Source organism: Mycobacterium sp., from assembly GCF_035653355.1.
Taxonomy (GTDB): domain Bacteria; phylum Actinomycetota; class Actinomycetes; order Mycobacteriales; family Mycobacteriaceae; genus Mycobacterium.
The window spans coordinates 1-2,189 of the sequence record NZ_DASRBZ010000551.1; the positions used below are offsets into that span (position 1 = coordinate 1).

The 2,189-nt window shown below is 67.4% G+C and carries 3 protein-coding genes; 1 reads left to right on the plus strand and 2 read right to left on the minus strand.

From position 1 onward, the window contains the following. Nucleotides 1-28 precede the first annotated feature (28 nt). Entirely contained in the window at nucleotides 29-466 is a 438-nt protein-coding gene (locus VFA16_RS18840) for a DoxX family protein (RefSeq protein ID WP_324969276.1), read from the minus strand. 76 nt (nucleotides 467-542) lie between these two features. Continuing rightward, complete coding sequence (locus VFA16_RS18845) at nucleotides 543-1,190, minus strand: peptidase M50 (RefSeq protein WP_414687760.1); 648 nt, start codon at nucleotides 1,188-1,190, stop codon at nucleotides 543-545. A gap of 48 nt (nucleotides 1,191-1,238) precedes the next feature. Between VFA16_RS18845 and VFA16_RS18850 the strand changes: the two genes are divergently transcribed. Further along, nucleotides 1,239-2,189 (plus strand): adenylosuccinate synthase (locus VFA16_RS18850; RefSeq protein WP_324969277.1); only part of this gene is annotated, 951 nt, incomplete at its 3' end.

The following is a 2,189-nucleotide window of genomic DNA, read 5'->3' on the forward strand; positions in this document are numbered from 1 at the left end:
GCTCCTGATGTTATTGAGTTTTCACTCATCAGCGTAAGTACGTCGTTTCGGACTTCCTGCCGATCATGAACGTATTGGGCGTCAGCTCACGGCGTGCTTGCGGCCGCAGTGTCCATGAGGCCATGGCCAGTGCGGCGAATACCAACGGAGCTACGACAGCCTTGGCGCCATCGCCCGCCCAGATGTGGGACGCCGTCGCTCCGAGGTAGATGAAGATCAGTCCCGCATATGCCCATTCCTTGAGCCGCGGGAGGCGCGGTGCCAGCAGTACAACGCCGGCCAAGACATAGCACACACCGAGAATGCTCGTGAAGTACAGGGGATAGCCGAGGTGCGTTACAACGCGCTTAAACGGCTGCAGTTGCGCCGCGCCCATCGCCCCACCCACAAAACACTCGGCTGCAATCACGGCAGTTGTCGTCCAGTAGGCGATGACCCGCAGACTTCCGCGGGAAATGGAGGGCATCAGGCTGGGCCTCCTTGTATCGAGCGTGTCGAGGTCTCAGTACATCGACACCTCGCGGTCGCAAAGTGTGACCGCTTCACCGAGCCAGCAGCCACCCCTCGACGTGCCGGTAGAACGTCGAACGCCGCGCCGGCCGACGGGCGGCCACACCGTCGCGGGTGACCAGCACTCCGGTGCAACCGAGCTGAGCGGCCCGCCCCGGCACCCAGCGATAAGGCCAGCGGCCCAGCACGCGGGCCCGCAGACCCGGCAGCGCAACTGTCGGCATGATCCGCACCCCGGCGACGTCGCCGTCGAACAGCGTCAGATCGTCGACCACCGCTTCACCGTGCAGCGGCCCGTCGGTGCCCCGCCATACCGCGCTTCCCACGATCACCGCCCCGGTGTCGTCGCGGATCAGTGGCACCCGCCGAGCTGAACCGCGCCGCGCCCGCCGCGCCGCCCTGCGGCCCGCCGGCACCCGATACGCCCGGGTGGCCGTGGTCCGGCGGCGCGGCGCATAACCGACCTCGACGTCGAGCCGGTCTGCCCGCAGTAGCCGGGTCAGCACCGCCGCCAGGTCGGCGTCGACGCCCACCACCACCAGGCGCCGGAACCGGCCGATCGCCGCGTCGATATCGCCCGGACCGTCGACGCGCTGGACCGGCAGCCCCCGCAGCGTGCGCTGCAGCGATCGGTCGCCGAACAACAGCACCGCCGTGTTCACGGCGTCCTCGCAAACCACTGGGATAGTGTGGGTCACCGGCTGGACCACAATCAGCGGGAGCACGTCATGCCGGCAGTCGTCCTGATCGGCGCCCAGTGGGGCGACGAGGGCAAAGGCAAGGCCACCGATCTGCTCGGCGGCCGCGCGCAGTGGGTAGTGCGCTACCAGGGCGGCAACAACGCCGGGCACACCGTGGTCTTGCCCACCGGCGAGAACTTCGCGCTGCACCTCATTCCCTCCGGAGTGCTGACCCCTGGCGTCACCAACGTCATCGGCAACGGGGTAGTGGTCGATCCCGGTGTGCTGCTCGACGAGCTGGCCGGTCTGGAGGCCCGCGGCGTCGACACCTCCCGGCTGCTGATCTCCGCCGACGCGCACCTGCTGCTGCCGTATCACGTTGCGATCGACAAGGTCACCGAACGCTATATGGGCAACAAGAAGATCGGCACCACCGGCCGCGGCATCGGGCCGTGCTACCAGGACAAGATCGCCCGCATCGGGATCCGGGTGGCGGACGTGTTCGACCCGGACTCGCTGACCCGCAAGATCGAGGCGGCGTGCGAGTTCAAAAACCAAGTGCTAGTGAAGATCTACAACCGCAAGGCGCTGGAACCGGCCCAGGTGGTCGACACTTTGCTCCGGCAGGCCGAGGGTTTCAAGCACCGCATCGCCGACACCCGGCTGCTGCTCAACGCGGCGCTGGAACGCGGCGAGACGGTGTTGCTGGAAGGGTCGCAGGGCACGCTGCTGGACGTCGACCACGGCACCTATCCGTATGTGACGTCGTCAAATCCGACGGCGGGCGGCGCGGCCGTCGGCTCCGGCATCGGCCCGACGCGCATAACTACCGTGCTGGGAATCCTCAAGGCCTACACCACCAGAGTGGGATCGGGGCCATTCCCCACGGAATTGTTCGACGAGAACGGCGAATACCTGTCCAAGACGGGCGGCGAGTTCGGGGTGACCACCGGCCGGCGGCGCCGCTGCGGCTGGTTCGACGCCGTCATCGCCCGCTAT